The sequence below is a fragment of the Streptomyces coelicoflavus genome (assembly GCF_003112555.1).
Taxonomy (GTDB): Bacteria; Actinomycetota; Actinomycetes; order Streptomycetales; family Streptomycetaceae; genus Streptomyces; species Streptomyces coelicoflavus.
Genome location: NZ_BEWB01000003.1, coordinates 721,926 through 747,175, shown reverse-complemented (window position 1 = coordinate 747,175; position 25,250 = coordinate 721,926). Strand labels below are relative to the sequence as shown.

21 protein-coding genes are annotated in these 25,250 nt (G+C 72.2%); 9 read left to right on the top strand and 12 right to left on the bottom strand.

Features of this window, described 5'->3' with window-relative positions:
• Positions 1–2 precede the first annotated feature (2 nt).
• Both cseC and Sco07f_RS08450 read left to right on the top strand, forming a co-directional pair.
• Positions 3–1,616, top strand: a complete 1,614-nt coding sequence (cseC, locus tag Sco07f_RS08455; protein ID WP_108987397.1) for a two-component system sensor histidine kinase CseC — start codon at positions 3–5, stop codon at positions 1,614–1,616.
• A 117-nt stretch (positions 1,617–1,733) separates the two neighbouring features.
• Entirely contained in the window at positions 1,734–2,582 is an 849-nt protein-coding gene (locus tag Sco07f_RS08450; RefSeq protein WP_108987396.1) for an aminoglycoside phosphotransferase/kinase family protein, read from the top strand.
• Here the strand turns inward: Sco07f_RS08450 and Sco07f_RS08445 are convergent.
• The gene (locus tag Sco07f_RS08445) at positions 2,536–3,102 is read right to left on the bottom strand and encodes a YrhB domain-containing protein (protein WP_108987395.1); all 567 of its coding nucleotides are present in this window, start codon (positions 3,100–3,102) and stop codon (positions 2,536–2,538) included. The two genes, Sco07f_RS08450 and Sco07f_RS08445, sit on opposite strands and share 47 nt — an antisense overlap.
• 69 nt (positions 3,103–3,171) lie before the next feature.
• Here Sco07f_RS08445 and Sco07f_RS08440 point away from each other — a divergent pair, with 69 nt between their 5' ends.
• On the top strand, positions 3,172–3,624 hold the full coding sequence (locus Sco07f_RS08440; RefSeq protein WP_007452269.1) for a hypothetical protein: 453 nt from the start codon (positions 3,172–3,174) through the stop codon (positions 3,622–3,624).
• Between the two features lie 80 nt (positions 3,625–3,704).
• Here Sco07f_RS08440 and Sco07f_RS08435 read toward each other — a convergent pair whose 3' ends face one another.
• Positions 3,705–4,223, bottom strand: coding sequence for a hypothetical protein (locus Sco07f_RS08435; RefSeq protein ID WP_174855320.1), 519 nt, complete (start codon positions 4,221–4,223; stop codon positions 3,705–3,707).
• 161 nt (positions 4,224–4,384) lie between these two features.
• On the bottom strand, positions 4,385–5,977 hold the full coding sequence (locus Sco07f_RS08430) for an MDR family MFS transporter (RefSeq protein ID WP_108987394.1): 1,593 nt from the start codon (positions 5,975–5,977) through the stop codon (positions 4,385–4,387).
• A 146-nt stretch (positions 5,978–6,123) separates the two neighbouring features.
• Between Sco07f_RS08430 and Sco07f_RS08425 the strand changes: the two genes are divergently transcribed.
• Positions 6,124–6,723 carry a TetR/AcrR family transcriptional regulator gene (locus tag Sco07f_RS08425; RefSeq protein WP_007452260.1) on the top strand — a complete coding sequence of 200 codons (600 nt, stop codon included), beginning with the start codon at positions 6,124–6,126 and terminating at the stop codon, positions 6,721–6,723.
• A 9-nt stretch (positions 6,724–6,732) separates the two neighbouring features.
• On the opposite strand, the gene Sco07f_RS08420 is transcribed toward Sco07f_RS08425, so the two are convergent.
• Entirely contained in the window at positions 6,733–7,401 is a 669-nt protein-coding gene (locus Sco07f_RS08420) for a M23 family metallopeptidase (protein ID WP_087790023.1), read from the bottom strand.
• A 398-nt stretch (positions 7,402–7,799) separates the two neighbouring features.
• Between Sco07f_RS08420 and Sco07f_RS08415 the strand changes: the two genes are divergently transcribed.
• The 4 genes from Sco07f_RS08415 to Sco07f_RS08400 all read left to right on the top strand — a co-directional run bounded on the left by Sco07f_RS08415 (position 7,800) and on the right by Sco07f_RS08400 (position 16,873).
• On the top strand, positions 7,800–10,385 hold the full coding sequence (locus Sco07f_RS08415) for an NACHT domain-containing protein (protein ID WP_108987393.1): 2,586 nt from the start codon (positions 7,800–7,802) through the stop codon (positions 10,383–10,385).
• Positions 10,386–10,393: 8 nt separating this feature from the next.
• Positions 10,394–12,985 carry an NACHT domain-containing protein gene (locus Sco07f_RS08410; protein WP_108987392.1) on the top strand — a complete coding sequence of 864 codons (2,592 nt, stop codon included), beginning with the start codon at positions 10,394–10,396 and terminating at the stop codon, positions 12,983–12,985.
• Between the two features lie 131 nt (positions 12,986–13,116).
• A complete protein-coding gene (locus Sco07f_RS08405; protein ID WP_108987391.1) occupies positions 13,117–13,779 on the top strand; it encodes an HAD family acid phosphatase in 663 nt (220 codons plus the stop codon).
• Positions 13,780–13,822: 43 nt separating this feature from the next.
• The gene (locus tag Sco07f_RS08400; RefSeq protein WP_108987390.1) at positions 13,823–16,873 is read left to right on the top strand and encodes an NACHT domain-containing protein; all 3,051 of its coding nucleotides are present in this window, start codon (positions 13,823–13,825) and stop codon (positions 16,871–16,873) included.
• 73 nt (positions 16,874–16,946) lie between these two features.
• Here Sco07f_RS08400 and Sco07f_RS08395 read toward each other — a convergent pair whose 3' ends face one another.
• Entirely contained in the window at positions 16,947–19,472 is a 2,526-nt protein-coding gene (locus tag Sco07f_RS08395) for an ATP-dependent Clp protease ATP-binding subunit (protein ID WP_007452285.1), read from the bottom strand.
• A 441-nt stretch (positions 19,473–19,913) separates the two neighbouring features.
• Between Sco07f_RS08395 and Sco07f_RS08385 the strand changes: the two genes are divergently transcribed.
• Complete coding sequence (locus Sco07f_RS08385; RefSeq protein ID WP_108987389.1) at positions 19,914–20,681, top strand: SCO3374 family protein; 768 nt, start codon at positions 19,914–19,916, stop codon at positions 20,679–20,681.
• Here Sco07f_RS08385 and Sco07f_RS08380 read toward each other — a convergent pair whose 3' ends face one another.
• The 7 genes from Sco07f_RS08380 to nadC all read right to left on the bottom strand — a co-directional run bounded on the left by Sco07f_RS08380 (position 20,682) and on the right by nadC (position 25,248).
• Positions 20,682–21,017 carry a histone-like nucleoid-structuring protein Lsr2 gene (locus Sco07f_RS08380; RefSeq protein WP_003975458.1) on the bottom strand — a complete coding sequence of 112 codons (336 nt, stop codon included), beginning with the start codon at positions 21,015–21,017 and terminating at the stop codon, positions 20,682–20,684.
• A 254-nt stretch (positions 21,018–21,271) separates the two neighbouring features.
• The gene (locus tag Sco07f_RS08375; protein ID WP_087790029.1) at positions 21,272–21,781 is read right to left on the bottom strand and encodes an amino-acid N-acetyltransferase; all 510 of its coding nucleotides are present in this window, start codon (positions 21,779–21,781) and stop codon (positions 21,272–21,274) included.
• Positions 21,782–21,790: 9 nt separating this feature from the next.
• Positions 21,791–22,189: a BlaI/MecI/CopY family transcriptional regulator gene (locus Sco07f_RS08370; RefSeq protein ID WP_078582032.1), complete on the bottom strand. Its 399-nt coding sequence runs from the start codon at positions 22,187–22,189 to the stop codon at positions 21,791–21,793.
• Positions 22,190–22,338: 149 nt separating this feature from the next.
• A complete protein-coding gene (locus tag Sco07f_RS08365; RefSeq protein ID WP_042826696.1) occupies positions 22,339–22,518 on the bottom strand; it encodes a hypothetical protein in 180 nt (59 codons plus the stop codon).
• Between the two features lie 23 nt (positions 22,519–22,541).
• Positions 22,542–23,207, bottom strand: a complete 666-nt coding sequence (locus tag Sco07f_RS08360; protein ID WP_108987388.1) for a hypothetical protein — start codon at positions 23,205–23,207, stop codon at positions 22,542–22,544.
• 248 nt (positions 23,208–23,455) lie between these two features.
• Positions 23,456–24,253 (bottom strand): type III pantothenate kinase, encoded by a 798-nt coding sequence (locus Sco07f_RS08355; protein WP_007452180.1) that lies wholly within the window; start codon positions 24,251–24,253, stop codon positions 23,456–23,458.
• A gap of 5 nt (positions 24,254–24,258) precedes the next feature.
• Positions 24,259–25,248, bottom strand: a complete 990-nt coding sequence (gene nadC / locus Sco07f_RS08350; RefSeq protein ID WP_108987387.1) for a carboxylating nicotinate-nucleotide diphosphorylase — start codon at positions 25,246–25,248, stop codon at positions 24,259–24,261.
• Between the last annotated feature and the right edge of the window lie 2 nt (positions 25,249–25,250).

Here is a 25,250-nt window from a genome sequence, read left to right as displayed (position 1 = left end):
ATATGCGGGGGTTCTTCCGACGCCGGACCGCCTCGCCTCCGGGGCGCCCGTACGACCACACGGGGCCGGGCGAGCACGCGGGACCGGGCGACTACGTGGGACCGGGCGGGCGCACGGGTCCGGGCGGACGCGCGCGACCGAACGAGCACGCGGGACCGGACGAGTACGCGGATCCGGGTGGACAAGCGCGTCCGGGCGGGCGTACGGGCCCGGCCGCCCGTGCGCGCGGTCTCGTCGCCCGCGGTCTCGCCGCCCGCAGGGTGCGCACCGGGCTGCGCTGGAAGCTGAGCGCGGCCATCGCGCTGGTCGGCGCGCTCGTGGCGATCGCGCTGAGCCTGGTCGTGCACAACGCCGCCCGGGTCTCGATGCTCGACAACGCCCGTGACCTCGCGGACGACCGGGTCCTGATAGCGCAGCGCAACTACGAGCTGTCCGGGCGGCAGAACTTCCCCAACGCCCAGATCGACGACCCCGCCCTGCCGCCGGAGCTGCGCCGCAAGGTCGAGGCGGGGCGGCGCGCCACGTTCGTCTCGGAGCGGGCGAACGGCGTGACGGACATCTGGGCCGCCGTGCCGCTCAAGGACGGGCACGTGATGTCGCTGCACTCCGGCTTCACCGACCGCAGCGCGGACATCCTCAGCGACCTGGACCAGGCCCTGGTCATCGGCTCGATCGCGGTGGTCCTCGGCGGCAGCGCGCTCGGCGTGCTCATCGGCGGCCAGCTGTCGCGCCGGCTGCGCAAGGCCGCCGCCGCCGCGAACCGGGTAGCGGGCGGCGAGGCGGACGTCCGGGTGCGGGACGCCATCGGCGGCGTGGTCCGGGACGAGACGGACGACGTCGCGCGTGCCGTGGACGCGATGGCGGACGCGTTGCAGCAGCGGATCGAGGCCGAGCGCCGGGTCACCGCGGACATCGCGCACGAGCTGCGCACCCCGGTGACCGGCCTGCTCACGGCCGCCGAACTGCTGCCGCCGGGCCGGCCGACCGAGCTGGTCCTGGACCGGGCGAAGGCGATGCGCACGCTGGTCGAGGACGTCCTGGAGGTGGCCCGCCTCGACGGGGCCTCGGAGCGGGCGGAGCTGCAGGACATCATGCTCGGCCACTTCGTGTCCCGGCGGGTCGCCGCCAAGGACCCGGCCGTCGAGGTGCGGGTGATCCACGAGTCGGAGGTCACCACCGACCCGCGCCGCCTGGAGCGCGTGCTGTTCAACCTGCTCGCCAACGCCGCCCGGCACGGCCGCTCGCCCGTCGAGGTGAGCGTCGAGGGCCGGGTGATCCGGGTCCGGGACCACGGCCCGGGCTTCCCCGAGGACCTGCTGGCCGAGGGACCGAGCCGGTTCCGCACCGGCAGCACGGACCGGGCGGGCCGCGGACACGGCCTCGGCCTGACCATCGCCGCCGGTCAGGCCCGGGTCCTGGGCGCCCGCCTCACCTTCCGCAACGTCCGCCCGGCGGGCGCCCCCGCCCACGTACCGGCCGAGGGCGCGGTCGCCGTCCTGTGGCTCCCGGAACACGCGCCGACGAACACGGGGAGCTACCCGATGCTGCCGGACCGGTCGAACGGCGGGGCGGCGGCTTCGCCGTCGGCGTCGCGGGAGGCGTCCCCGAAACGCTGACGTGCCGGGGGGCGGCTGGACGCCTGCGGCGGCCGGAAAACCCGAGGCCGGTGCCGCCCCGTCGTGACATGCTTCCCGCCGGGTCAGGAGTGCCGCGCCGACATCGAGGGGGACCACATGGAGCCGTCGGAGCTCCGCCGCGCGATCGAGGCGGCCCGGGCGACCGCTGCGGAGCTGGACCTTCGGGTCACCGAGGTGGCCGTCGTCCACGACTCGGACCGGGTCGCGCTGCGCCTGCTCCCGTGCGACGTACTGGCGCGGGTCGCGCCCGTGGGTCATCTGGCCGACTCCGCGTTCGAGGTGGAGGTCGCCCGTCGTCTCGCCGAGACCGACGCTCCGGTGGGTGAACTCGCACCCGGGGTCGCCCCCCGGGTCCACGTGCGGGACGGTTTCGCCGTCTCGCTCTGGACCTACTACGAACCGTTGCCCGCGGAGATCGCGCCGGCCGCCTACGCGGACGCCTTCCGACGCCATCATGCCGCCCTGCGCCGGATCGACCTGGCCACTGCACCGCACTTCACCGAGCGGGTCGCCGCGGCCCTCAGGGAGGTGGGCGACCGGCAGCGCTCCCCCGAGCTGCCCGACGCCGACCGGGCATTCCTCGGCGACACCCTCGGCGGCCTGGGCGCCGCGATCGGCACCGACCGGACCGGCGACCAGCTGCTGCACGGCGAACCGCATCCGGGCAACCTCCTCAACACGAAACGGGGCCCGCTCTTCATCGACCTCGCCACCTGCTGCCGCGGGCCGGTCGAGTTCGACCTCGCCCACGCCCCCGAAGAGGTGGGACGGCACTACGCGGGGGCCGACCAGGGTCTTATCGACCGGTGCCGCGCCCTGAACTGGGCGCTGTTCTCGGCCTGGCGCTGGCGCCGGGACGACCAGATGCCCGACCGGGACCACTGGAGGGCGGAGGGGCTCAACCGGGTGCGGGCCGCCCTCCGCGGATGGTCCGCACCGACATGACCGGATCCACGGGCGGCACCAGCCTCGCGGCGGCGACCGCCACGAGCCGTGCCGGTGCGGCGCCCGTGTTCAGGGCGGCCACGTAGGCGACGGCCTGGGCGGGAGACAGTTCGGGCACCCTCCGCCGAAGAACGCGCATGGCGTGGACCCGTCCCCGTTCGACCGTCGCCGCCCGCACCTCGTCGTGCAGATCGTCCACCGCGCTCCGCACGGTCTGTCCCCGGATGCGGGCCCGGTAGTCCGCCTCCCACGCCCCGCTCATGGCGGAGAGGACGCCGATCGAGTGGAGGCTTCCGTCCACGCGGTCGACCAGGTAGGGCCCGTTCCCGGCCAGCAGGAACCGATCGTCCCCGGTCCGCAGGTACTCCTCGGACGTCCAGTCGACGATCCACGCCAGCTCGTGCGCCTCCACGCCTGCCACAGCCATGCGCAGGGGGGCGAGGCCCGCCGCCGACTCCCTCCGGTAGGTGCGCTCCAGCTCTGCTTCGACGATCCGGATCGCGGCATCCCGCTCGGTCATGCGTGCGGCACCTCCCTTGTACGCGGGTGTCACAGGGGCAGGACCGGGATGCCCGTAGCCTGAGCCGCCGTGAGCATACGGATCGAAGCAGAGGTCAACCATCCGGTCAACGACGAGGTGGAGCGGGTGCTGGGGCTGGCCGCGGCCGCCGGTGCGCCCGTCATGGTCACGGTCGTGCGGGACAGGGGCCGGCCCCTGCTGCACGGGGTGCTGGTGCCTGCGGCGACGCTGGCGCTCTGGGAGCACTGGGCGCCCACCGCCTACCCGGCGGGAGACCGGGCGGAGGGGCCTGAGCCGGCTCACCCCGAGCAGTTCGGGCCGTTCACGCTCTTCCGGCGTCGCGTCGGTGGGCGTACGGCGGTCGTCCGCGACGGCGTGGTGGTCGCGGAGCTGATCGACCCCGCCGAGGCGCACTGGCTGGAGGAGAAGGCCCGCGACGTCCGCCAGGGCTTCATGGACCCGAAGCAGAAGGCGGCGTTCGAGGAGTTCCTCGCCCGGCAGGCGGAGCGGGGTGAGCGGTAGCGGGCGGGCGGGGCGAGACGGTGCGGTTCAAGTGCGTCGGCCAGGCGAACGAGTCGTCGCCGCGTCCGTGACCGACTCCGTCAACCGGCCGCGTGCCGGGTGGCGACGAGACGTACCTCTCGTGCGGCGCCCGGCGGTTCGAGGAGCAGGTGGGCGGCCTCGCGCCCCTCGTGGTGGACGCGCAGGCGCGGGCCGTCGGCGAGGACGCGCAGCTCCGGCCACGGGTGGCGCCACAGCAGCGCGGAGCGCTCCCACATCTGAAGGCCGCGACTGGTCACCACCAACTGGTACTGCGGCCCCTCGTGCGCCGCGGGCGGCGTGTGCTCGCGGTACGGGGGCCGGACGGTGTAGGTGCCGAGGACCTTCTCCCCCGGCTCCAGCGCTTCACGCCGTACAGCTCGGCGGCGGCCGATCCGTACTCCGGCCCAGCCGGCGAGCCCGGCGGTCAGCACGGCCGGTCCGGTCACCGCCCACCACGGCAACGCGGCCTCCACGCCCGCCAGGACGACCGCGGCGACCGGGAGGAGAGCCGTTCCGGCGGCGGTGGCCCACTCCGAGCGCCGACGGGGTCCGGTCCTGCCGTTCACGTCCGTGTCCATGCACCTGCCCCGTCCCTGTGTCGGCCCCGGCCCCGGCTCCGGCCCGGTGATCACCCCCGGAGGCCTGCGGCTCAGCCTATGCGGCGCACGACGAGGCCCCCGGGTGAACGATCCACCCGGGGGCCTGTCGAGGGGGGGGCGGGCGACAGCTCGCCGCGCGGTCAGACCGCCTCGGTCACCGGCGCCTTCGCCGTGGCGGGGTCGTCGTCGGCCGGGGACTCGGCCGGCTTCGGGCCCGCGCCCTTCAGCGGGACCTCCTTGACGAAGAACGCCGCGACCAGCGCGAGGACCGCCACCGCGGAGCCCAGCAGGAACGCGCCGTGGGTGCCGGAGGACACCGCGTGCTGGTAGGCGTCGCGGACCGCCGCCGGCAGGGCGTTCAGCGCGTCCGCGGTCAGCGTCGCCGACTGCTCCGTCGCCCTGGCGCCCTCCGGAGCCCGCTCGGCCATGGCGTCCTGGACCCGGCTGTTGAACAGGGCGCCCATGATCGCGACGCCGAAGGAGGAGCCGAGGGTGCGGAAGAGGGTGGTGGAGGAGGACGCGACGCCCATGTCCTTCATCTCCACGCTGTTCTGCGCCACCAGCATCGTGATCTGCATCAGGCAGCCCATGCCGAGGCCGACGACGGCCATGTACAGGCCGGAGGTGAAGCGGGTGGTGTCGGTGTCCATGGTGGACAGGAGGAACAGGCCGACCGTCATCAGTGCGCCGCCCGCGACGGGGAAGATCTTGTAGCGGCCGGTGTTGGTGGTGACCCGGCCCGCGACCATCGACGTGACGAGCATCGCGCCCAGCATGGGCAGGAGCAGCAGGCCCGAGTTGGTGGCGGACGCACCCTGCACCGACTGCTGGTACAGCGGCAGGAAGAGGGTGGCGCCAAACATCACGAAGCCGACGATGAAGCCGATGACCGACATCAGCGTGAAGTTGCGGCTGCGGAAGATGTGCAGCGGCAGGATCGGCTCCGCGGCCCTGGTCTGCCAGAACACGAACCCGACCAGCGCGGCGACGCCGATGCCGATCAGCTCCATGATCCGCGCCGAGGTCCAGGCGTACTCGGTGCCGCCCCAGGTGGTGACGAGCACGATGGCGGTGATGCCGACGGTCAGCAGCACGGCGCCCGGATAGTCGATCCGCGCCTTGCTGCGCTTCTTCGGCAGGTGCAGTACGGCGCTGATGGCGATCAGCGCGATCACGCCGAGCGGGATGTTGATGTAGAAGGACCAGCGCCAGCCCCAGTTGTCGGTGATGGTGCCGCCGACCAGCGGTCCGCCGATCATCGAGAGCGCCATGACACCGGCGATCATGCCCTGGTACTTGCCGCGCTCGCGGGGCGGTATCAGGTCGCCGATGATCGCCATGACGCCGACCATCAGACCGCCGGCGCCCAGGCCCTGGATCGCGCGGAAGCCGATGAGCTGGCCCATGTCCTGGGCCATGCCGCTGAGCGCCGAGCCGGCCAGGAAGATCACGATCGACGTCATGAAGACGCCCTTGCGCCCGTACATGTCGCCGAGCTTGCCCCACAGCGGGGTGGAGGCCGCGGTGGCCAGGGTGTAGGCGGTGACGACCCAGGAGAGGTGCTCCAGGCCGCCCAGCTCGCCGACGATCGTGGGCATCGCGGTGCCGATGATCATGTTGTCGAGCATCGCGAGCATCATCGCGATCATGAGGGCGAGCAGGACGACCCGTACGCTCCTCGGTTGCTTCACGGTGCCGGCTCCGCCGGTCGCCGCCTCCGTCTTGTCCGCCATCTCTCCTACTCCCCCAGCTACCGCTGCGCCACTCTCACTTACTTGCCGCCCGGCAAGTTGTCTACACTGGGAAAGGTAGGCGCGTAACTAGCCGGGCGTCAAGTAAGTTTTTCGGAAAGTGCGCGGGGCAGGAGGTGCGTAGGAGGATGGGCGGCACAATGAACGGCACCAAGCAGCAGCGACGCCGCGGGGACACCCGCCAGCGCATCCAGGACGTCGCGCTCGAGCTCTTCGCGGAGCAGGGGTACGAGAAGACCTCCCTGCGCGAGATCGCCGAGCGTCTGGACGTGACCAAGGCCGCGCTCTACTACCACTTCAAGACCAAGGAAGAGATCCTCGTCAGCATCTTCGAGGACCTCTCACGGCCGCTGGAGCACCTGATCGAGTGGGGGCGGGAGCAGCCGCACACCCTGGAGACGAAGCAGGAGATCATCCGCGGCTACAGCGAGGCGCTGGCCGGCGCGGCGCCGCTGTTCCGCTTCATGCAGGAGAACCAGGCGACGGTGCGGGACCTGCGCATCGGCGAGCTGTTCAAGACCAGGATGTTCGGCCTGCGCGACATCCTCATGGACCCCGAGGCGGACCTGGTCGACCAGGTCCGCTGCATCAGCGCGCTGTTCACCCTGCACGCCGGGATGTTCGTGCTCCGGGACCTCGAAGGCGACCCCGAGGAACAGCGTGCCGCTGTTCTCGAGGTCGCCACCGATCTGATCACCCAGGCCCATCGGGGAGCCGCGGGAGCGTAGTCACGCTCCTCAGACGGTCACACCCTTGGACTTCAGGAAGGCGACCGGGTCGACGGCCGAGCCGTAGTTCGCGGTCGTGCGGATCTCGAAGTGCAGGTGCGGGCCGCTGGAGTTGCCGGTGTTGCCGGACTTGGCGATCGACTGGCCGGTCTTCACGACCTGGCCGATCTTCACGTTGACCTTGGACAGGTGCGCGTACTGGGAGTACGTGCCGTTGCCGTGCTTGATCACGATCGCGTTGCCGTAGGCGGGGCCGTCACCGGCGCCGTTGCCGCCGGCCTTGACCACGGTGCCGCCGTGGGCGGCGACGACGTTGGTGCCGACCGGCACGGCGAAGTCCTGGCCGCTGTGCTTGTGCGCCCACATGCCACCGTTCTGGGCGAAGCTGGCGCTCAGCGCGTACTTCTTGACCGGGTCCACCCAGGAGGCGGCCTTCTTCTTGGTGGCGGTCTTCTTCGTGCTCGCGGAGGCCTTCTCGGCCTTCGCCGCCTTGGCCTGCGCGGCGGCCTGGGCCTCCACCGCGCTCGCGGCGGAGGTCGTGCTGGAGGCCGCCGTGGTGCCGGTGGCGGCCGCGACCCCGGCTCCCAGTGCGACCGAGGCTCCGAGGCCGGCGGCCATCACCGCGGCGCGGGTGCGGATGGTCGTACGGGAAGAACGGGACGTGACACGCGGGAACATTCGAACCTCATGGGGACGGGTGCAGAGGAATGCCCACCGGCGGGACGCACAAGGCGCTCACCGGGCGGGCTCAACCTTGGTAACCCGGCGACCCCGAACCGCACAAAGGTGTGACCTACGACCCTATTTAGTAATTCAGAGGGAAACCTCCCGACCCGTGCCAGAGCCGTCATTCTGGACAGAACCAGGTCAGAAACCCGGAAATCCCCCCTCACACCACCCCGGTATGTCCGTTTTCGTAGTTCTTGCGGCTGCCACTATTCCCCGTAGTACAGGGCAATCGGCCTGTGCGGCACGTCACCGGCGGCCATGATCGAAAGGCCCCCGAATGTGACGGGGGCTACTCCCGTCCCGGCTAACCCGCCCCCCGTACAAGGGCGTTCACCTAGGCTCGGAACATGGTCGACGTCACAGCACTCGGGGCCCGTGTCGCGTCCAGCGCGGTCACTCCGCTCGTCCGCCGGCTCTTCGTCCGGGACGGGCCGGGAGCGGGTCTGGTGGACCGCCCGGTGCGGATATCGGCGCTGGTGTCCTTCCGGGGCGAGAAGCGGACCGTCACGCCCAAGGACGTCGAGAAGATCGCCGGAGAGCTGGTCCGCAGGGCGCTGGCCGCCGCAGGCCCCGGCGAGGAGCCCGTCGGCGCCGCCGAGGCCGCGGTCGTCAAGGACGCCCTGGCCCGTACGCTCGCCCGGCTCGGCGAGATCACCGTCGAGGACTACGAGGCCGTCGGGCTCGGCCCCGAGCGCTTCGCCCGCGAGCTGAGCGCGGGCGTGCCGCTGGCCCCGTACGGGCTCGGCGAGGGCGGCACGCTGCTGTACGAGCGGCTGCTGCACACCGCCTCGCTGCACATCCTGAACTTCCTCACCCAGCGCTCCACCTACGTCGCCCGCCGGCAGACCGTCCAGGCGCAGCAGCTGGCCCGGCTGGTCCGGGCCGTCGACGTACTGCTGGAACGGCTGCCGTCCCGGTCGGCCGAGGACGCCGGGTTCGAGGAGCGCTACGCGGACCACATCGCCGCCCGGTACGGCACCCTCACCATCTACGGGCTGGACGCCGGGACCCGGGAGTGGCCGCTGGACACGGCCTATCTGAGCCTGGAGGCGACCCGGCCGCAGGCGGGACGGGGCGGGAGCCGGGGCCCGGAGTACCCGACCGTGGCCGCCGAGCAGGTCCTCGCCGGTCACGACCAGGTGTTCCTGCGCGGCGTCGCCGGGTCCGGCAAGACCACCCTCGTGCAGTGGCTCGCGGTCACGGCGGCGAGCCGGGTCTACGACCACGGGCTGCCCCACCTCATCGGGCAGGTGCCGTTCGTGCTGCCGATGCGCCGGATCGTCCGGCCGGGCGCCGAGCTGCCCTTTCCCGGCGACTTCCTGCGCGCGGTCGGCTGCCCCGTCGCCGGGGAGCAGCCCCCGGGGTGGGTGGAGCGCGTGCTGCGGGCCCGGCGCGGGGTGCTGCTGGTCGACGGCATCGACGAGGTCGCCGGGAACCGCCGTGCCGCCGCGCGGCGCTGGCTGCGCGAGCTGGTGCGGGCCTTTCCCGGGAACCTGTGGCTGGTCACCTCGCGTCCCTCCGCCGTACCGGAGGAGTGGCTGGCCGCCGAGGGCTTCAGCGAACTCGTCCTCGCCCCGATGGGCCGCGAGGGCGTCGCCACCTTCGTACGGCGCTGGCACCGGGCGGCCGAGGTGGACGCGTCGGTCGGCGAGTCCCTGCTGGCGTCCGTGCGCGGCACCCCGGAACTGACCGGGCTGGCCACCAACCCGTTGATGTGCGGCATGCTGTGCGCCCTGCACCGCGACCGGCGCGGTTTCCTGCCGCAGGACCGCAGGTCGCTCTACGAGGCCGCCCTGACGATGCTCCTGGAGCGCCGGGACCGGGAACGGGAGCTGCACGGCTTCGACGGGGTGCGCCTCGCCTACGCCACGCAGGTGCAGCTGCTCCAGAAGCTGGCGTGGTGGCTGATCCGCAACAGCCGGGCCGAACTGGACCGGGACGAGGCGCTCGGCATCGTGGAGCGGTCACTGCCCGCGCTGGACCTGGACAGCGCCGGTGGCGAGGACGTCTACCGGGCCCTGCTGCTGCGCTCCGGGCTGCTGCGCGAGCCCGCCGAGGGCCGGGTGGACTTCCTGCACCGCACCTTCCAGGACTATCTGGGCGCCCGGCTCGCCGTGCAGGAAATGGACTTCGGCCTGCTGGTCGACCACGCCGACCGGGACCAGTGGGAGGACGTGATCCTGCTCGCCCTCGCCCATGCCCGGCCGAAGGAGGCGGAGCACATGCTGCGCCGGCTGACCGAGCTGGGCACCCCGCGCGGGACGCTGCTGGCGGCGGCCGGGCTGCGGTACGCGGCCGAGGTGGAGCCGGAAACGCGCAGGCGGGTGGAGGAGGGGCTGGCGACGCATGTCCCGCCGGCCAGCAAAGCGGCGGCGCGGGACGTGGCGCAGGCCGGCGGCGATCTGGTGCTGAGCCTGCTGCCGGGGCCGGACGGCCTCGACGACGACACCGCGTTCCGGGTGGTGCAGACTGCGGCACACCTGCACAGCGAGGCCGCGCTCCAGTTCCTGTCCCGGTTCCGGGACCACACGGACGCGTTCGTCGGCACGCAGCTGGCCGCCGCGTGGCACGGCTTCGACCGGGACCAGTACGCCCGCGAGATCCTCGCCCACCTCCCCACCCAGTACGCCGTCGACGCGTACTCGGCCGAGGACCTGCGTACGCTGCGCTCGCTGGGCGGCTGGGAGCACATCCACGTGCGGGGCCCGTACCGCGTCGAGGACCTGACCTCACTGATCGTTCCCGAGCGGCTGCACCTCCTGGCCCTGGACGCCCCGCACCCCGTGGAGGGGCTGTCCTGGCTCGGCGCGTTCCCCGCCCTGCGGTCGGTCACCGTGTACACGGACCTGGACCCGGCCGTGGCACGCCAGGCGCCGCCCGGAGTGAGGGTCCGGAACGAAACCGCCCCCCCGTCCGCCGACCGCCAGGGGTAACCACGTCCATGGATGCCGTCGTCCGCACCCCCTCCCGTCTCGCCGCCCCCCTCGTCCACCGCCTGTTCCGCGACCCCGCCCGCCCACCCGTGTTCTCCGAACCGGTCCCCGGCCTCGTCACCTGGCGCGGCGCCGGGGCCACGGCCACCCCGGACGACGTCCACCGCACCGCCGCCGACCTGGTGCACCTCGCCGCCGAGCGGCACGCCGCGCCCAACGCCGAACTGGCCCCGGTCGTCGACGTCCTGGCCCGCACGCTGCTCGCGATCGCCGAGGTCGACGTCACCGACGCCGACGCCGTACGCCTGGGGCCGCAGGACTACGCGCGGCGGCTGCGGGGCGCGGTGCAGGGCGCCGACCGGGAACTGTCGCCGGACGCGGCCTGGTTCCACGACGCGCTCCTCGTGTCGGTGTGCCTGCACGTCCTGCACCACCTGGTGCGGCGCTCCGCCTATCTCCAGCGGCAACTGCCGGGGCGGGCGAGCCGGATCGCGCAGCTGGTCGACCTGGGCGACGCCGAGGCGGCGGCCCGGCACGCCGAACGGTCGGAGGAGGACGTGGCGTTCGAGGCCGAGTACGCCGAGTGGGTGGCCCGGCGGCACGGCTGGCTGACCATCGTCGGCGTGGACTTCCCCAACGCGCCCGACCGTTGGCCGCTGGAGGAGACCTACCTGAGCCTGGAGGCGGAGGAGCGCAGCGGCGGCGTGGGCGGCACCGAGGACGACCAGCGCACCGTGCTGCTCGCCGACCGTGCCCTGGAGGACCACGACCGGGTGCTGCTGCGCGGGGGCGCCGGGTCGGGCAAGACGACCCTGGTGCAGTGGCTGGCCGTGGCCGCCGCCCGCGAGGGCTCCCGGATCCCCTTCGTGCTGCCCGTACGCCGCTTCGCCCGCGAGGGCTTCCCCGCGCCGGACGACTTCCTGCACGCGGTCCGGCACCCGCTCGCCGACCGCGCGCCGGAGGGGTGGGTGGTGCGCACCCTGCTCGCGGGCCGGGCGCTGCTGCTGGTCGACGGCATCGACGAGGCGCCCGAGAAGACGCGCGGCGAGCTGCGCGACCGGCTGCGCCGGCTGCTGCGCGTCTTCTCCGGCAACGGCTGCCTGGTCACCTCCCGGCCCTCCGCCGTCTCCGACGGCTGGCTGTCGGGGGGCGGGCTGGCCGAGGAGGACTTCGTCGAGCTGTCCCTGGCACCCATGTCGCGGGACCGGGTGACGCGGTTCATCCGGGACTGGCACTCGGCGGCCCGCCTGGACGAGCAGAGCCGCTCCCCGGGGCCCCAGGGGCGCGAGCGGGAGCGGGAGCGAAGAACGCTGGACGAGTACGAGCAGCGGCTGCTGCACTCCGTACGCATCTACCGCGAGCTGCGCCAGCTCGCCACCAACCCCCTGATGTGCGGCCTGATATGCGCCCTCAACCGGGACCGGGCGGGCTCCCTGCCCAGCGGCCGCAAGGAGCTGTACGACGCCGCCCTGGAGATGCTGCTCCAGCGCCGCGACCCCGAACGGGACGTGCTGTACGCCGACGACGTGCGGCTCCAGCAGAGCACCAGGGAACGGCTGTTGCAGAAGCTGGCCCACGCCATGCTGGAGGAGGACGCCTCCGAGCTGACCGGCGAACGGGCGGTCGCCATCCTGGACGCCGCGCTGCCCGCGATGCCCGCCGCCCGCGCGCAGGGGGACGGCGCGACGATCTTCCGGCACCTGCTGCACCGTACGGGTCTGCTGCGCGAACGGTCGGGCGAGTCGGTCGACTTCGTCCACCGCACCTTCCAGGACTACCTGGCCGCCAAGGAGATCGTGGCCCGGGGCCGGTTCCCGACGCTGGTGGACCACGCCCACCAGTCCGAGTGGGAGGAGGTCATCCGCATGGCCGCCGCCCACGCCCGGCCCGAGGAGTGCGGCGATTTCCTGGAACGGCTGCTGGCGCCCGCGCCCGGACTGCGCCGCCCGCAGATCAACCACCGCCGGCTGATGGCCGCGGCCTGCCTCGACCATGTCGCCGAACTCGACCCGGCCGTCCAGCGCCTGGTCCACGACCGCACGAAGAACCTGGTGCGCCCGACCACCGAGCTGGCCGCGCGGGGCCTCGGCTGGGTCGGCCCCATCGTCCTGGAGCTGCTGCCCGACCCGGGCCAGGTTCCCGACGACCGGCAGGCCCTGCTGCTGGCCTGCACCGCGACCCGGGTCGCGGACGACGCGGCCATCGACTACCTGGCCCGGCTGCGCTCCCGCGCCGCGCTGCCGGTGCGTGCGGAACTGGCCCGGGGCTGGCGGCACTTCGACACCGAGCGGTACGCCCAGGAGATCATCGCCCACCTGGACCCGGACGGCCTCTACTTCCCGGTCTCCGACACCGCCGAGCTGGCGGCGCTGCGCGAACTCGGCGGGCGTGCGCGCATCCAGGTGGCCGGGGTGATGCGGGCCGAGGAACTGCTGGCGGGGCTGCTCCCCGACCGGCTGACCCACCTGTGGCTCAACGCGGAGCTGCCCGACACCGACCTCTCGTGGCTGTCCGGCTTCCCCCGGCTGCGGGTGCTGCGGGTCAATCCCCGGCTGCCGCGGGTACGGAGCGTGCCGAACGGGGTGGAGATCACGGCGTAGCCGCAGGCCGGGAGACTGACTACTGCTCAGTAACCCAATCGTTGCCGTCCGGCCACTTGCTGGGGCAAGCATGCACGCGACAACTTTGTGCCGTCAGGCATCCGCGCAGGCATGAGAGGACCCCACCCCCCATGACCGACCAGACCGGCCAGACCAGACAGACCCGGCGCACCTGGTGGCGTGCCACGGGCACGGCCGCCGTGGTCGCGGCGGCGCTCACCGCGACGGTCACGCCGTCCGTCGCCGCCCCGGCCGAGAAGCCGTCCGCGTCGGTGACGGCGGTCGCCGCCGCCGCGGACGACGTCGACTACGACACCTGGCAGCGGGACTGCCGCGCCGTGATGGACGCGGCGCTGCCCTACCTGAAGGAGCGGATCGCCGACTCCGCCCCGGGCGAGAAGCAGGCAATCGTCCTCGACATCGACAACACCTCCCTGGAGACCGACTTCGGCTTCAGCTACCCCCAGCCCGCCAACCGGCCGGTCCTGGAGGCCGCGCGGTACGCCCAGGAGCACGGCGTCGCCCTGTTCTTCGTGACCGCCCGCCCCGGCATCATCGAGGCACCCACCGAGTGGAACCTCGCCCACGCCGGGTACGAGTCCTCGGGGCTGTACGTCCGCGGCTTCCTGGACCTGTTCAAGGACGTCGCCGAGTACAAGACCGAACAGCGCGCCGAGATCGAGTCGAACGGCTACACGATCATCGCGAACATCGGCAACAGCGCCACCGACCTGTCGGGCGGCCACGCGGAGCGCACGTTCAAGCTGCCGGACTACGACGGCCAGTTGTCCTGACGGTCGTTATGCTCCCCTCGTCGACCGACCACGGGGGTGGCGCATGGAACCGGCGGTGCTCGGCGGGAAGTTGGCGTCCAGTCTGGTCGCCCCGCTGGTGAAGAAGCTGTTCGTGACGGGCGGCCCCGGCGCCGGACTGGTCGACCGGCCGGTCCGGCTGGACCGTCTGGTGTCCTTCCGGGGCGAGCGGCGCACGCTGGGCGAGAGGGAGGTGCGGCTGCTCGCCGGGAAGCTGGTCGGGGCCGCCCTGGACTCTCCCGGCGAGCAGCCCTTCCCGCGCGACGAGGCCGGGGCCGTGTCCGACGCCCTGACGGCGCGGCTCCTCGCCCTCGGCGACCTGGACATGGACGACGTGCAAGCGATGCGCCTCGGACACGGTGAGCTGGCCGCCCGGCTGCGGCGGCAGGCGGCCGGTTCCGGAGACGGACTCTCCACCGACGCCCGCTACTTCCTCGACTCGGCGACCGAGTGGGCCTGCCTGCACGTCCTGGAGTTCTTCACCCGGCGGTCGACGTTCGTCGCCCGCACGCTGGTGGCCCAGACCCGGGGCCAGTCCGAGCTGATCGCGAAGGTCGACGAGCTGATCACCCGGATCCCGCGTCCGGACGCCCGGGACACGGCGTTCGAGCGCCGGTACCTGCCGTACGTGGCCGCGCAGCACGACCGCATCACCATCTACGGCATCGACCTGCGCGACTCGTCGGACCGGTGGCCGCTGGAGGTCGCCTACCTGAGCCTGGAGGCGGCCGCGGAGGAGGAGCACACCGCGCTCCCCGGGGAGGACGCCGAGCCGGAACGCACCGTCCGCCTTCCCGCCGAGGCGGCGCTGACCACCCACGACCGCGTACTGCTGCGCGGCGACGCGGGCTCCGGCAAGACGACGCTGGTGCAGTGGCTGGCGGTGACCGCCGCGCGGGACGGGGACCGGGTCGCTTACGTGCTGCCGCTGCGCACACTGACCCGTGCGGGCGCGCTGCCCTCCCCCGCCGCCTTCCTCACCGCCGTGGGCTGCCCGCTCACCCCTCCGGAGGGCTGGGCGGAACGGGTGCTGGGCGCCGGCCGGGGCCTGGTCCTCGTCGACGGCCTGGACGAGATCCCGGCCGCGGAACGGCACCGCACGCGCGACTGGCTCCTCGCCCTGATCCGCGCCTTCCCCGGCAACCGCTGGCTGCTAACCTCGCGCCCCACCGCCGTACGCGCCGACTGGCTGGCGGCCGAGGGTTTCCGGGAGCTTGCCCTCACTCCGATGCGCCAGGACGACGTGACGACCTTCGTGCGGCGCTGGCACGCCGCCGCGGAGGCACCCGAGTTCGAGACCCGGCTGCTGGACTCCCTGCGCACCAAGCGCGACCTGGCCCGGCTCGCCACCAACCCCCTGATGTGCGGCCTGATCTGCGCCCTGCACCGGGAGCGGCGGGGCTACCTCCCCACGGGCCGCAAGGAGTTGTACGACGCCGCCCTGACGATGCTGCTGGCCCGCCGGGACCGGGAGCGGGGCATGGAGGCGGTGGAGCTGAGCGAGGAGGCGCAGCTGGAGCTGCTCCAGCGGCTGGCGTACGCGCTGGTGCTGAGCGGACGCACGGAGATGTCGGTGGAGACCGCCGAGGGCATCGTGGAGCGCGCCCTGCCGTCGGTGGCCTCGGCGGCGGGGCAGGGCGACGCGGCGACGGTCCTGCGGGCGCTGGTCCTGCGCAGCGGGCTCCTCCGGCAGCCCGGCCAGGGTTCACTGGATTTCGTCCACCGCACCTTCCAGGACTATCTGGGCGCGCGGTACGCGGTCGAGGAGGGCCACCTCGACGTCATCGCGGGGCGCGCGGACGACAGCCAGTGGGAGGACGTCGTCCGCATGGCCGTCGCCCACGCCCGGCCCGGTGAGCGGGCGGTGCTGCTGCGCCGTCTGCTGGCGGAGGACACACCCCGGCTGACGTTGCTGGCCCTGGCGTGCCTGGAACACGCAACGGCCCTGGACCCGGCGGTGCGGGCGGAGGTGGAGGCGCGGGCGGGGGCGCTGATTCCGCCGGGGTCGACGGAGGAAGCGAAGGCCCTGGCGGAGGCGGGACCGCTGGTGCTGGAGCTGCTGCCGGGGCCCGAGGGGCTGACGGACGCGCAGGCGCACGGGGTGACGGTGACGGCGTCGCTGCTGGCGGGGCAGGAACCGAGCGGAGCGCTGGCGGTGCTGCGCCGGTTCAGGGACCATCGCTCCCTGGATGTACGGCGACAACTGGCCGGTACCTGGAGTCGCTTCGACACCGCGGGGTACGCCGCCGAGGTGCTGGACCACCTGCACCGGCACGACCTGCTGGTCGCCTGCGAAACGGCCGAGCAGCGCGCCGCCCTGGCGACCATGCGTCCCTGGCACGGGCTGTCCCTGCGGGGCGGCCACGCCGTCGCGGACGTCCTGGCCGCCGTGCCGTCGCCCGAGGCCGTGACCCTGATCGACGTGCGGGACAATCCAGCCCTGGACGATCTCGGGGACCTGCTGCCGTTCAGCTCGCTCGGCGGTCTGTGGGTCCAGGGATGCGACGCCGCCCGGGGTCTGGGGCAACTGGCGGGACTGCCGCTCGTCGATCTCGCCTGCGGCCGGATCTCGGACCTCACCGGCCTGAGCGCACTGGGTGCGCTGCGGCGCGTCTCCCTCGATCAGGAGCTGCCCGGCGACCGCCTCACCGATGTGCTGCCGACCGCTGCCGAGCTGGAGTTTCTCTTTCTGGGCAGGCACACCACGGACCGGACGGGCCTGAGGGGGCTGGAGCACTGGGCCGGGCTCTCCGAGCTCAGCCTCGGCCCGCTGGCATCCCCGTTGACGGCTGCCGACTGGAGCTCCGTGGTCGCGCTGCCCCGGTTGACCCATCTGCATGTCAACCGTGCGGTCCTCGCGGACTTCCCGGAGTCCGTCGAGGCCATGCCCGAGCTTCCGGGCGTCACGTTTCTGCGCGTCACCGCCCTGCACGGGGCGGAGGACCTTGCCGCGCTCGCCTCGCGCCTGCGGGGCCTGCGCCGGGTGATCCTCCAGACCTGTCCGGGCAGGCGGTTCGCCACAGACCGGTTCGCCGCCCTCTTCCCCGACGCCGAAGTGACCGTGGTCGAACGCTGACGCGGCACGGCGAAGGGGCTGGTCCGGGACCGAAGTCCCGGGCCAGCCCCTTTCCAGGCTCACCCCCGGAGGGCTACGCCTCCTTGCTCAGGTTGGGCCCCGCGCCGCCCGCCGCCTGCTCGATCGGCGGGACGTCGGGGAGGGTCGACTTCTCCTCGCCCCGGAAGGTGAAGGTCGCCGTGTCGCCCTCGCCCTCGGTGTCCACGACCACGATGTGACCGGGACGCAGCTCGCCGAAGAGGATCTTCTCCGACAGCGAGTCCTCGACCTCGCGCTGGATCGTGCGGCGCAGCGGACGCGCACCCAGCACCGGGTCGTAGCCCCGCTTGGACAGCAGCTCCTTGGCGGACTGGGAGAGCTCGATGCCCATGTCCCGGTCCTTGAGGCGCTCGTCCACCTTCTGGATCATCAGGTCGACGATCTGAAGGATGTCGTCCTGGCTGAGCTGCGGGAAGACGACCACGTCGTCGACACGGTTGAGGAACTCGGGCCGGAAGTGCTGCTTCAGCTCGTCCTGGACCTTGTTCTTCATGCGCTCGTAGTTGGACTTCGTGTCACCCGCGGCGGCGAAGCCCAGGTTGAAGCCCTTGGAGATGTCCCGGGTGCCGAGGTTGGTCGTCATGATGATGACCGTGTTCTTGAAGTCCACGACCCGGCCCTGGGAGTCGGTCAGGCGACCGTCCTCCAGGATCTGCAGCAGGCTGTTGAAGATGTCCGGGTGGGCCTTCTCGACCTCGTCGAAGAGGACGACCGAGAACGGCTTGCGGCGGACCTTCTCCGTCAGCTGGCCGCCCTCCTCGTAGCCCACGTAGCCGGGGGGCGAACCGAAGAGGCGCGAGACGGTGTGCTTCTCGCTGAACTCCGACATGTCGAGGGAGATCAGCGCGTCCTCGTCACCGAAGAGGAACTCGGCGAGCGCCTTGGACAGCTCGGTCTTACCGACACCGGACGGGCCGGCGAAGATGAACGAGCCACCGGGACGCTTCGGGTCCTTCAGGCCGGCACGGGTACGGCGGATCGCCTTGGAGAGCGCCTTGACGGCGTCCTTCTGGCCGATGACCCGCTTGTGGAGCTCGTCCTCCATGCGCAGCAGGCGGGACGACTCCTCCTCCGTGAGCTTGAAGACCGGGATACCCGTCGCCGTGGCGAGGACCTCGGCGATCAGCTCGCCGTCGACCTCGGCGACGACGTCCATGTCGCCGGCCTTCCACTCCTTCTCGCGCTTGGCCTTGGCGGCCAGGAGCTGCTTCTCCTTGTCGCGGAGGGAGGCGGCCTTCTCGAAGTCCTGCGAGTCGATCGCGGACTCCTTGTCGCGGCGGACGCCGGCGATCTTCTCGTCGAACTCGCGGAGGTCCGGCGGCGCGGTCATCCGGCGGATGCGCATCCGGGAACCGGCCTCGTCGATCAGGTCGATCGCCTTGTCCGGCAGGAAGCGGTCCGAGATGTAGCGGTCGGCGAGCGTCGCCGCCTGGACGAGGGCCTCGTCCGTGATGGAGACCCGGTGGTGGGCCTCGTAGCGGTCGCGCAGGCCCTTGAGGATCTCGATCGTGTGCGGCAGCGACGGCTCCGCGACCTGGATCGGCTGGAAGCGGCGCTCGAGGGCCGCGTCCTTCTCCAGGTGCTTGCGGTACTCGTCCAGCGTGGTCGCACCGATGGTCTGCAGCTCACCGCGGGCCAGCATCGGCTTGAGGATCGACGCGGCGTCGATGGCGCCCTCGGCGGCACCCGCACCGACCAGCGTGTGCAGCTCGTCGATGAACAGGATGATGTCGCCGCGGGTGCGGATCTCCTTGAGGACCTTCTTCAGGCGCTCCTCGAAATCACCGCGGTAGCGGGAGCCGGCGACCAGGGCGCCGAGGTCCAGGGTGTAGAGGTGCTTGTCCTTGAGGGTCTCGGGCACCTCGCCCTTGACGATGGCCTGCGCGAGGCCCTCGACGACGGCGGTCTTGCCGACGCCGGGCTCACCGATGAGCACCGGGTTGTTCTTGGTACGGCGGGACAGCACCTGCATGACCCGCTCGATCTCCTTCTCGCGCCCGATGACCGGGTCGAGCTTGGACTCACGAGCGGCCTGGGTGAGGTTCCGGCCGAACTGGTCGAGGACCAGGGACGTGGAGGGGGTGCCCTCCGCAGGACCGCCGGCGGTGGCGGTCTCCTTGCCCTGGTAACCGGAGAGCAGCTGGATGACCTGCTGCCGCACCCGGTTCAGATCTGCGCCCAGCTTGACCAGGACCTGGGCGGCGACGCCCTCGCCCTCGCGGATCAGGCCGAGCAGGATGTGCTCCGTGCCGATGTAGTTGTGGCCCAGCTGGAGGGCCTCGCGGAGCGACAGCTCCAGAACCTTCTTGGCACGGGGGGTGAAGGGGATGTGCCCGGACGGGGCCTGCTGGCCCTGGCCGATGATCTCCTCCACCTGCTGGCGGACCGCCTCGAGCGAAATCCCGAGGCTCTCAAGGGCCTTGGCGGCGACACCCTCACCCTCGTGGATCAGGCCCAGGAGGATGTGCTCGGTGCCGATGTAGTTGTGGTTGAGCATCCGGGCTTCTTCCTGAGCCAGGACGACAACCCGCCGCGCGCGGTCGGTGAACCTCTCGAACATCGTTAATCGCTCCTCAGAGCGGTCAGGCAGTGGGGGGAACTTCCCCTCCCTGTCCTTCCGCAGCTTAGTCCCGCAAGCGGGGACCGCTCATTCCAACTGCCGACACCGTCGATGGCCTCCTGACCCCTGACGCCGACATCTGCCACAACCCGATGGTGCGAGACGATGTTCCCGCAGGCCAGGCACTTACCCCACTCGCCAGTACGCCGATGGCGAACGCGAGACGGCCCGATCTGCATGTCGCCCCCTCCCACTAGGGATGTCTTACCCGCGGGGACTGACACTCCATGCCGCGCGCACCGGTTCCCTCCGCTACGGGCGAACAACCTTGCGCCTCCCCGCACCCCCGCAAGCCCCCTCTTGCCACTCCGTTCCAGCACTCTGCGCATTCACAACACCACCCAGCGTAACCCGAGCGCTCTTTCGACTGTTGCACTTGGCATGGTCGGCGCCTCGCACTCGGTCCCCGTCGCTCTCACGTCCCCCACGTTCCTCGCGTCCCCCGTGGTGCCCTCGCCGCGCCGGACCACCGAGGACGGCGGCCCGGTGTGGGAGCGGGCGCGGCAGTGGTACGAGAACGCGCTCGGGTGGCCGACGGCACCGGGGGAGCCGGTGCGGCTGCGCACGGGCGTCCGCTTCGACGTCCTCGACGTACCGGCCGACGCCGGGTACGCGACGTTGCAGCGGCTCGGGCGGGCCGGAGGGCTCGGCGCGTGCGCGCCGGTGCCGGGGTTCCCGGTGGCCGTCCGGGGCGAGCGGATGCTGCTGCTCGTGGCGGCGGGTGGCGCGGAGGAGCTGCCCGGTCTCCTGGAGTGGCTGGACTGGGGCTCACTGCCGCTCGGCCTGACGGCAGTCGGAGCGGGGGGTCTCGTGGACGCGCCCCTTGCCCCTGGACCCGGCCCTCGCGACTCCGGCCCGGAAGGCCGGAACGGCCCGACGCGTACGAACGGCACGGACGGGTTCGGCGTGAGCGGCCTGCCGCCGCGTCCCCCGGATCGCGACGGCCTGCGGGGGGCCGCCGTCTGGCTGCGACCCCCGGAGCCGGAGTGCGAGGTCGAATCCTCGCTGCCGGCACTGTCGGCACTCGGGGGTACCGGGACCCCGCCCGATCTCGCCCGACTGGTCCGCACCCTGGCCACGCAGTGCCACCGGGTGCGGCTCACCGCGGGCGGCCCACCGCGGGCACGGCCCGTGGCGCGAGTCGGCTGATCAGCCGTTGGCCTGCTCGTACGCCTCGCGGACCTTCGCGGGGACACGGCCGCGGTCGTTGACGTCCCAGCCGTTCTCCTTGGCCCAGGCGCGGATCGCCGCGGTGTCCTGGCTGCCGCCGGAAGCGGCGCGCGCCTTGCCGCGACCGCCCGAGGCACGGCCCCCGGTACGACGGCCACCCTTCAAGTACGGGTCGAGAAGACCGCGGAGCTTGTCCGCGTTGGCGGTGGTGAGATCGATCTCGTAGGTCTTGCCGTCCAGTGCGAACGTCACGGTCTCGTCTGCCTCGCCACCGTCGAGGTCGTCGACAAGAAGGACCTGAACCTTCTGTGCCACCGGATTTCCTTTCATCGATAACTTGAGGGCCGGGGGTCCGCCGGCGTCCGCCGTATCGCCGTCCCTTGATATATGCAGTACTGCAGTACGCCGGAAAGCAAACCGCTTTTGCCGGAAAAACACAAACCCCCGGCGGGAACCGGTAGCCCGACTCCGGGCCGGAAACATGCGCGTATCGGACATAGGGAACCCGTGAAGGGCACCCCGCTGGAATAAACCTCGAACGAGCGTGGTCGCCCGGCGCTCCCGGGCGATCACAGATGCAGAAGCATCCGGCTGTTGCCCAAGGTGTTCGGTTTCACTCGTTCGAGACCCAGGAACTCCGCAACGCCCTCGTCATAGGAACGGAGCAGCTCCGCGTACACATCGGTGTCGACCGGTGTCTCACCGATCTCCACGAAGCCGTGCTTGCCGAAGAAGTCCACTTCGAAGGTGAGACAGAAAACGCGGCGAACGCCTAGCCAGCGCGCCGTGTCCAGCAACTTCTCCAGCACCTTGTGGCCGACGCCGGCGCCCTTCAGACCGGGCTTCACCGCGAGAGTCCGCACTTCCGCGAGGTCTTCCCACATCACGTGCAGGGCGCCGCAGCCGACCACCTCGGCGTTGTCGTCCCGTTCCGCGACCCAGAACTCCTGGATGCTCTCGTAAAGCGTCACCATCGCTTTGTCGAGCAGGATGCGGTCACGGACGTACGCGTCGAGCAGCCGGCGCACGTCCGGGACATCGCTGGTGCGGGCCCGCCGGACGCTGATGGCATTTGGCATGGGGGGACGCTATCGCCCGCCGCCGTCCGGTACCGCGCCGGGTCCCGGCGCGGGGGTTTCCGGTCCCTGCACGATGCGGATGGCGTCTTGGAGGGCCTGGCGCTGTTCCTCGCTCATCATGCCGAAGAACGCGACGAGGGCCGCCGCGGGGTTGTCGCTCTGGGACCAGGCGTCGTTCATGAGGGCGGCGGCGTAGGCGGCGCGAGTGGAGACCGCCTCATATCGATAGGCGCGGCCTTCGGACTCGCGGCGCACCCAGCCCTTCTGATGGAGATTGTCCAGAACGGTCATCACGGTGGTGTACGCGATGGACCGTTCCTGTTGCAGGTCTTCCAGGACTTCTCGAACGGTCACGGGGCGGTTCCACTTCCACACCCTCGTCATGACCGCGTCTTCGAGTTCTCCCAATGGGCGAGGCACGCTTCGAACGATAGTGGGAGATGGGGACGATCGCGTGCCGGACGTGCGCGTCCGGGCGCGAACGTGCACAAAAGGGGGCGTACGGCTCCGCGGTGGAGAGTGCGGCAGCCGTACGCCTGTCGGTGCTTCGGTGCGGGTCAGGCTTCGGGGTGCGGGGACGCCTGCCGGGCGCCCTCCGCCCGCGCGAGGGCGGCGTCGACGACCGCGTCCTCCTTGGCCTTGTTGGCGCCGCCCTGGGTCTTCACGATCACCCGGATCAAGCCGATGAAGAAGACGGCCATCACGGCCGGGGGCAGGAGCGCGGAGACGTAGTCCATGGGACCAGGGTAGCCAGGCGCCGTCAGCCGGCGGCGAGGTGGTGCCGGGTGTCCGGGGCGGGCGGGGCCGGCGGGGCGGGCTTGCGGCGCGGGAAGACCTCGCCGGGGGTGGGGACGGGGCGCTTGGGGGCGGCCGGGGCGGGGCGCGGGGCCGGTTTCGGAGCGGGCTTCTGCGCGGGGTCGCCGTCGGGGCGGCGGCCGCCGGCGACGGCGTGGAGGCGGGTGCGCGCGGCGGGGAGCGTGACCGTGGCGGCGGTGACCGTGGCGGCGGTGACCGTGGCGGCCGTGGACGTCGCGGCCGCCGGGACGGGCGTCGTGGCCGTGGCGGCGCCGCAGCGGGCCAGCAGGGCGGCCGCGGCGGGGTTGCCGCGCAGGGCTCCCAGGGCGGCGAGGTCGTCCGCGCCGGGGCGGTGGCCCGCGTCCAGCGCCTCGTCGAGGAGCGCGAGGTAGCCGGTGGCGGTGCCGGGGAGGGCGGCGCGGTACCGGGCGAGGTCGGCCACCAGGAAGGCGCGCAGCCTGGCTCCCTCCCGCATCGCCTCGTCCAGCGACTCTGCGAGGTGAAGGCAGTCCTGGGCCTCCCGGGCCGAGACCGGGCTGGGGTTCAGGGCGAGGGCGAGGGCTCGCCGGAGCACACGCAGCTCCTGAGCACCGAACGCCATGCCGCCGCGGGGTCCGTAGGGCGTGGGCATGCGGCGACGATACGCGCTAATCAGACAAACTCGGCATAGGGGGCGCGGGTGTGGCGCGCTCCCCCACCCGGATGCCGGTGCCTCCGGCGGGGGCGCGGGGTGCCTGCGGCGGCCTGGGAGATACCCCCGGGGGCGGCACGGGTGGGCGACGGGGTTCGTCCCCCGCTCGAGCGAAGCCGAGAGTGGGGGAGGCACCGCGCAACGCCGGGCCGCACACCCCACCCCCGCGCCCGCACCCGTGCCGCGTCCTACATGCGGGACACGTTCCGTTCGTACACCAGCCGCAGTCCCATGAGCGTCAGCCACGGCTCGTGCTCGTCGATGACGGAGGACTCGCCCAGCACCATCGGCGCCAGTCCGCCCGTCGCGATGACCGTCACGTCGTCCGGGTCGTCGGCCAGCTCCCGCGCCATGCGGTTGACGACGCCGTCGACCTGGCCGGCGAAGCCGTACACGATGCCGGACTGCATCGCCTCGACGGTGTTCTTGCCGATCACGCTGCGCGGCCGGGCCACCTCGATCTTGCGGAGCTGGGCGCCCTTGACGCCCAGCGCCTCGACCGAGATCTCGATGCCGGGCGCGATGACGCCGCCGATGTACTCCCCGCGCGCGCTGACCGCGTCGAACGTCGTCGCCGTGCCGAAGTCCACGACGATCGCCGGACCGCCGTACAGCTCCACCGCGGCGACCGCGTTGATGATGCGGTCGGCGCCGACCTCCTTGGGGTGGTCGGTGAGGATCGGGACGCCGGTCTTGACGCCCGGTTCGACCAGGACCGCGGGGACGTCGCCGTAGTAGCGGCGGGTGACCTCGCGGAGCTCGTGGAGGACCGAGGGGACGGTCGCGCAGATGGCGATGCCGTCGATGCCGTCGCCCAGTTCCTCACCGAGCAGCGGGTGCATGCCCATCAGGCCCTGGAGGAGGACCGCCAGCTCGTCCGCCGTGCGGCGCGAGTCCGTGGAGATGCGCCAGTGCTCGACGATGTCCTCGCCGTCGAAGAGGCCCAGGACGGTGTGCGTGTTGCCTACGTCGATCGTCAGCAGCATGGCGTCTACTCCGCCGCTCGCAGGTCCAGGCCGATGTCCAGGATCGGGGAGCTGTGGGTGAGCGCGCCCACGGCCAGGTAGTCGACGCCCGTGTCCGCGTACGCCTTGGCGTTCGCGAGGGTGAGGCGGCCCGAGGCCTCCAGGGCGGCGCGGCCGGCGACCAGGGCCACCGCCTCCTCGCACTCGTCGGGCGTGAAGTTGTCCAGCAGGATCAGGTCGGCGCCCGCGTCCACGACCTCGCGCAGCTGGTGCAGGGTGTCGACCTCGACCTCGATGGGCACGTCCGGGAAGCTCTCGCGCACGGCGTTGAAGGCCTCGGCGACGCCGCCCGCGGCGACCACGTGGTTGTCCTTGACGAGGGCCGCGTCCGAGAGGGACATGCGGTGGTTGACGCCGCTGCCGCAGCGCACCGCGAACTTCTCCAGGCTGCGCAGGCCCGGCGTCGTCTTGCGGGTGTCGCGGACCTTGGCCTTCGTGCCGTCCAGGACGTCCGCCCACGCGCGCGTGGCCGTCGCGATGCCCGACATGCGGCACAGGAGGTTCAGCGCGCTGCGCTCGGCGGTGAGGATGTCGCGGGTGCGGGTGGTCACGGAGAGGAGCTTGTGGCCCGCCTCCACGCGGTCGCCGTCCTCGACGTGGCGCTCCACCTCGAACTCGTCCGTGCAGACGATCGACAGCACCGCCTCGGCGACCCTGAGGCCCGCCACGACGCCCGCCTCGCGCGCGGTGAAGTCGGCCGTGGCCACGGCGTCCTCGGGGATGGTCGCCACGGTCGTCACGTCCACGCCGCCCGCCAGGTCCTCCTGGATGGCGACGTTCGCGATGTCCTCGACCTCGACGGGGTCGAGGCCGGAGTCCAGCAGGAGTGCCGCGAGCGCCGGGTCGAGACCGCACTCCATGTAGGTGTCTTCTTCGTTGTCCGCGCCGCAGGCGCAGCCGTCGCCGCAGCCTCCGGTGGAGGCGAGGGGGAGTTCGGTGGGGTCGGAGGGGTTCACTG